Origin of the sequence: Streptomyces botrytidirepellens, from assembly GCF_003721215.1 — a bacterium.
In the GTDB taxonomy this organism is placed as follows: Bacteria; Actinomycetota; Actinomycetes; order Streptomycetales; family Streptomycetaceae; genus Streptomyces; species Streptomyces himastatinicus.
This window is the reverse complement of record NZ_RIBZ01000642.1, coordinates 1-5360: the sequence shown is the minus strand read 5'-3', so window position 1 is coordinate 5360 and position 5360 is coordinate 1. Positions and strand designations below refer to the sequence as shown.

General features: G+C 72.4%; 6 protein-coding genes and 1 pseudogene. 1 reads left to right on the top strand and 6 read right to left on the bottom strand.

The window, feature by feature from the left end; translation table 11 throughout:
* The 6 genes and pseudogenes from EEJ42_RS34495 to galU all read right to left on the bottom strand — a co-directional run.
* A pseudogene (locus EEJ42_RS34495) lies at positions 1-458 on the bottom strand (hypothetical protein); the annotation flags it as partial.
* Positions 459-600: 142 nt separating this feature from the next.
* Entirely contained in the window at positions 601-1224 is a 624-nt protein-coding gene (locus EEJ42_RS34490) for a GNAT family N-acetyltransferase (RefSeq protein WP_123106085.1), read from the bottom strand.
* The gene (locus EEJ42_RS34485) at positions 1221-1841 is read right to left on the bottom strand and encodes a MogA/MoaB family molybdenum cofactor biosynthesis protein (RefSeq protein WP_123106083.1); all 621 of its coding nucleotides are present in this window, start codon (positions 1839-1841) and stop codon (positions 1221-1223) included. Before EEJ42_RS34485 ends, EEJ42_RS34490 begins: the two co-directional genes overlap by 4 nt.
* Positions 1838-2320: a cyclic pyranopterin monophosphate synthase MoaC gene (moaC, locus tag EEJ42_RS34480; RefSeq protein WP_123106081.1), complete on the bottom strand. Its 483-nt coding sequence runs from the start codon at positions 2318-2320 to the stop codon at positions 1838-1840. The genes EEJ42_RS34485 and moaC overlap by 4 nt, the downstream gene beginning before the upstream one ends.
* Before the next feature lie 62 nt (positions 2321-2382).
* A complete protein-coding gene (gene glp / locus EEJ42_RS34475; RefSeq protein ID WP_123106079.1) occupies positions 2383-3714 on the bottom strand; it encodes a molybdotransferase-like divisome protein Glp in 1332 nt (443 codons plus the stop codon).
* Positions 3715-3718: 4 nt separating this feature from the next.
* Entirely contained in the window at positions 3719-4621 is a 903-nt protein-coding gene (gene galU, locus EEJ42_RS34470) for a UTP--glucose-1-phosphate uridylyltransferase GalU (RefSeq protein WP_009715568.1), read from the bottom strand.
* Between the two features lie 73 nt (positions 4622-4694).
* On the opposite strand from galU, the gene EEJ42_RS34465 reads away from it, so the two are divergent.
* Complete coding sequence (locus EEJ42_RS34465; protein WP_123106077.1) at positions 4695-5294, top strand: 5-formyltetrahydrofolate cyclo-ligase; 600 nt, start codon at positions 4695-4697, stop codon at positions 5292-5294.
* Positions 5295-5360: the final 66 nt, after the last annotated feature.

Genomic DNA, 5360 nt, shown 5'->3' with positions numbered 1-5360 from the left:
CGCCCGCGCTCCAGCGCGCTGAGGCCGGTCGAGGCGGCCGGAGCGGCCGGGGCCGCGGCCCCGTCGCCCACCGGCGGCCCGTCCGGATCACCGGGCGCGGGCGCGAGCAAGGTCACGGGTTCGGCGAAGGCCCGGACGTCGACCGCGTCGGTGACGGCTTCCGGGTCGGCGGAGAAGCGCTCCGGGTCGCCGGAGCGACCCCCGGCGTCGGGGGCGTCCGCGTCCTGGGCGGTGGGTACCGCCTGGTCATCCGGGGTCCCCGGGCGCTCTCGGTCCTCAAGCCCCTTGGCGTAACGGCGCTCCATGCCCGCCCGTCCGGACAGCAGCCGGATGGCGGTGCTGAAGCGTTCCGTCGGACGGGCCTCATTGAGCTCGTCCTGCCTACGGAGCCACATCGGCACCAAATAGGCGGCCCAGGCCCCGACGATGACTGCGTAGATGAGGCCACTGCTGCTCACGCTCACACGGTAGAGGGGTCCGCATGAGGCCATCTGCCAATTGGCGCGGTGTGTCGCACGATCTGGCTGATATCTCGAAAGTTTTTTGTGATTGTTGGGATGACCAGGCCGGGAATGCGTCGAATGTAATCGAACAGAGTTTTTATTTCTGCGATGCCCCTGGTCGGGTCCGGTGCCACCGGGAGAGCAGCCCCTCCGACAGCTCCTCCACGGTGAGCGCGAAGACCAGATGGTCGCGCCATGCGCCGTCGATGTGCAGATAGCGCGGCCGCAGCCCCTCTTCGCGGAATCCGAGTTTCTCCACCACCCGGCGGCTCGGCAGGTTCTCCGGACGGATGCACACCTCGATGCGGTGCAGCCCGACCGTGCGGAAGCAGTGGTCGGCGGCGAGCGCGACCGCGGTCGGCATGACGCCGCGGCCGGCCACCGCCTGATCGACCCAGTAGCCGATGTGACCCGAGCACATCGAGCCCCAGGTGATCCCGGCGACCGTCAACTGCCCGGCCAGCCGCCCCTGGTACTCGATGACGAACGGCAGCATCCGCCCGGAATGCGCCTCGGCGCGCAGATGGCGCACCATCTGCCGGTAAGTGGGCCGCTGGGTGACGGGGCCGCCGGGCGCGGGCGGCGGAATGGTCGCCTCCCAGGGCCGCAGCCACTCCCGGTTGCGCTGGTTGACCTCGCGCCAGGCGCGCTGGTCGCGCAGCTTTATGGGACGCAGGACCGTGTCTCCGTCCGCCAGCACGACCGGCCAGGGCGCGTTCAGCTCGCGCTCCCGGCGGGACCGGCAGGACCGGCGGTATCGGCTGCGGGATCGGCGGCGTCGGCTGCACCGGCCGCATCGGCGGGGCCGGTGGGGCGGGGGTGGTCGCCGCCGTGGATCTGGTCGACCGCGTGCGTCAGGAGCCGCCCGAGCACCGCGAGGCCGTCGCGGACGCCTCCGGTCGAGCCGGGCAGGTTGACGATCAGGGTCGTCCCGGCGACCCCGGCCAGGCCCCGGGAAAGCGCCGCGGTGGGCACCTTCGCGAGCCCTTCGGCGCGAATGGCCTCCGCGATGCCGGGGATCTCGTAGTCCAGGACCCGGCGGGTGGCCTCGGGGGTGCGATCCATCGGGGTGAGGCCGGTGCCGCCGGTGGACACGACGACGTCGTACGAGGCGACCACCGCATCCCGCAGTGCGGCCTCCACCGGGTCTCCGTCGCGGACCACGCGCGGGCCGTCGACGGCGAAGCCGAGCGCGGTCAGCCCCTCGGCGATCAGTGGGCCGCCCTTGTCCGGGTAGACGCCGGCGGCGGCGCGGTTGGAGGCCGTGACGACCAGGGCGCGGTACCGCGGAGCGTCATCAGGGGCGTCAGGGCCGGTAGGGGCGGCGGGGGCGGTCATTCCCGGCTCCAGTCGCCGGACTTCCCGCCGGTCTTCTCCTCCACCCGCACGTCGGTGATGACCGCGCCCTTGTCGACGGCCTTGACCATGTCGATCACCGTCAGGGCGGCGACCGAGACCGCCGTCAGGGCCTCCATCTCGACGCCCGTACGGTCGGTGGTCTTCACCGTGGCGATGATCTCGACCGCGTCGTCGGCGACCGACAGGTCGACCTTCACGCCCGACACGGCGAGCGGATGGCACAGCGGGATCAGGTCCGGGGTGCGTTTGGCGCCCATGATGCCCGCGATCCGGGCGGTCGCGAGGGCGTCGCCCTTGGGGACGCCCTCGCCCCGGAGCAGTTCGACGACGCGCGGCGCGACCAGCACACGGCCGCTCGCGCGGGCGGTGCGCGCGGTGACGTCCTTGGCCGAGACGTCGACCATGCGCGCCGCGCCCGCCGAGTCGAGATGGGTGAGGTGGTCCTGGGCGCTGCTCATCGTTCTCCCGGTCCGGGCCAGGTGGCTCTGTGCGACGACACCGTACCCGCCGTAGGCCCCGGCTAGGCGAGAAGGACGACGTCCACCTCGGCCCCGGGGGCGACCTCGGCCACGTCCTCGGGGATCACGATCAGCGCGTTGGCCCGGGCGAGGGCCTTGATCAGATGCGATCCGGCGCCGCCCACCGGGGCAACCGTGCCCGGCTGGCCCGGCGCCGCCGACTCGTACCAGCCCCTCAGGAACTGGCGACGGCCCTCCGGCGAGGACGCGATCCCGTCGGGACAGACCGCCCGCACGGTGGTGCGGTGGACCAGGCCCGCGCCCAGCATGGTGCGGATCACCGGCCGGACGAACAGCTCGAAGGAGACATACGAACTGACCGGATTGCCGGGGAGGGCGAGCAGCGGGGTCCGGTCGGAGCCGACCCGCCCGAAGCCCTGGGGCTTGCCGGGCTGCATGGCCAGCGTCCGGAACTCGACCTCGTGCATCGCCTCCTTGACCACGTCGTACGCGCCGACGCTGACTCCGCCGCTGGTGACGACGATGTCGGCGCGGCTCAGCTGGTCCTCGACGGTGGCGCGCAGCGTCTCGGCGTCGTCGGCGACCGAGCCCACCCGGTAGGCGATCGCCCCGGCCTCCTGCGCGGCGGCGGTGAGCTGGTAGCTGTTGGAGTCGTAGATGCGGCCGGGACCGGTCTCCTCACCGGGCTGGACCAGCTCGCTGCCGGTGGACAGCACCACGACGCGGGGCCGCGGCCGGACCCTGACCGTGGACCGGCCGATGGCGGCCAGCAGCCCGATCTGCGCCGCCCCGAGGACCGTGCCGGCGCTCAGCGCCAGCTCCCCCGCCCCCGCGTCGCTGCCCCGGGTTCGCACATGCTGCCCGTCCCGGACCGGCCGGAAGACCCGCACCAGGCCGCTGCCGCCGTGCGGATCCGAACTGCGGGCGGGCATGCCGCTGACCGGCCCGTTGTCCAGGCCGCCGTCGGTCCACTCGACCGGGACGACGGCCTGGCCGCCGGGCGGCAGCGGGGCGCCGGTCATGATCCGGGCGGCCTCGCCGGGGCCGACGGCGGGCAGCTCGCCGCTGCCCGCCGCGATGTCCCCGACGACCGTCAGCACCGCGGGATGCTCCCCCGTCGCCGCCCCGACATCGGCCGTGCGGACGGCATAGCCGTCCATCGCGCTGTTGTCGAAGGGCGGGAGGGCAGCGGGCACGGTGACGTCCTCGACCAGGACGCAGCCCAGGGCGTCCAGCAGCTGCAACTCGATGGGATCCAGCGGGTGGATGTGCCCGAGGATGTCGTCGAGGTGCTCGGCCACCGACCAGACCCGGTGACGCTCCCGGCCCTCGCCCGTGCCCTGATCGGCGGCCCGTGCCGCGGTGCTGCTCAAAGTGCTACATCTCCTCGGTGACGTAACTGCGAAGCCATTCCCGGAACTCCGGGCCCAGGTCTTCACGTTCGCACGCGAGTCTGACAATGGCACGCAGATAGTCGCCACGGTCGCCTGTGTCGTACCGCCGTCCCTTGAAGACGACGCCGTGCACCGGGCCTCCGAGGTCCGGATCCGCGGCGAGCGCCTGGAGCGCGTCGGTCAGCTGGATCTCGCCGCCGCGGCCGGGCTCGGTGCGGCGCAGCACGTCGAAGACGGCCGGATCCAGCACATAGCGGCCGATGACCGCGTAGGAGCTGGGCGCGTCGGCCCGGTCGGGCTTCTCGACCAGTCCGGTGACCTGGACGACGCCCTCGTCCAGGGTGGGCTTCACGGCGGCGCAGCCATAGAGGTGGATCTGCGCGGGATCCACCTCCATCAGGGCGATGACACTGCCGCCGTGCTGCTCCTGCACCTCGACCATCCGGGCCAGGAGCGGGTCACGGGCATCGATGAGGTCGTCGCCGAGGAGGACGGCAAAGGGCTGGTCACCTACGTGCGGGGCGGCGCAGAGCACGGCGTGGCCGAGGCCCCTGGGATCGCCCTGCCGGACGTAGTGCATGGTCGCCAGGTCGCTGGACTCCTGGACGCGGGCGAGGCGGGTCTCGTCGCCCTTGCGGGTCAGAGCCTCTTCGAGCTCGTAGTTGCGGTCGAAGTGGTCTTCCAGGGGCCGCTTGTTGCGACCGGTGATCATAAGGACGTCGGACAGGCCGGCGGTGACGGCTTCCTCGACGACGTACTGGATCGCCGGCTTGTCGACGACCGGCAGCATCTCCTTGGGGGTGGCCTTGGTGGCCGGGAGGAAGCGGGTTCCGAGGCCCGCAGCAGGGATGACAGCCTTGCTGATCCGAGTACGCGATTGAGTCATGTCCCGAACCTTATCCGGTGCCTTTCAGGCGATTGATGAGGATACGGTGAATATGACATGAGACAGGAAGTATGTGCACTCAGTGAGCACCACCGACGCTAGTAAGCCCGCATTGCGGAGACGTCTCCTGGCGATGAGGTCCGGGTTGACGGCGGATGACATCGAGGAAGCCGGAGCCTCACTGGCGTGTCGTGCACTGGAGCTGCCGGAGCTGGCCCGGGCGAGCACCGTGGCGGCCTATGTCTCGGTGGGGCGCGAACCCGGTACGCGCGCGCTGCGGGAAGCGCTGCGCGCGCGGGGCATACGGGTGCTGCTCCCCGTCCTGCTGCCGGACAACGATCTCGACTGGGGCGCGGACGAGGGCCCGGACGGGCTGGTGAGCGCCGGTCGGGGCCTGATGGAGCCCGGCGGGCCGCGGCTGGGCCCGGAGGCGGTCACCCGGGCGGACGCGGTCCTGCTGCCGGGGCTCGCGGTGGACCGGCGCGGTATGCGGCTGGGGCGCGGCGGCGGTTCGTACGACCGGGTGCTGGCCCGGCTGGCGCGGGCCGGGACCGATCCCGCGCTGGTGGTGCTGCTGTACGACGGCGAACTGCTGGACGCGGTCCCGGAGGAACCCCACGACCGGCCGGTGCACGCGGCGGTGACGCCCTCGGGGGCGCACCGCTTCGCCTGACGCCCGCGCGATAACGCGGCGGCCCCGCCGGAGGCGCCCGAAGGCGTCTCCGGCGGGGCCGGAAGG

Excerpts from the sequence above, each read along its gene's own strand:
- moaC (WP_123106081.1), bottom strand. The coding sequence starts at position 2,320 with ATGAGCAGCGCCCAGGACCACCTCACCCATCTCGACTCGGCGGGCGCG.
- EEJ42_RS34485 (WP_123106083.1), bottom strand. The coding sequence starts at position 1,841 with ATGACCGCCCCCGCCGCCCCTACCGGCCCTGACGCCCCTGATGACGCT.
- galU (WP_009715568.1), bottom strand. The coding sequence starts at position 4,621 with ATGACTCAATCGCGTACTCGGATCAGCAAGGCTGTCATCCCTGCTGCG.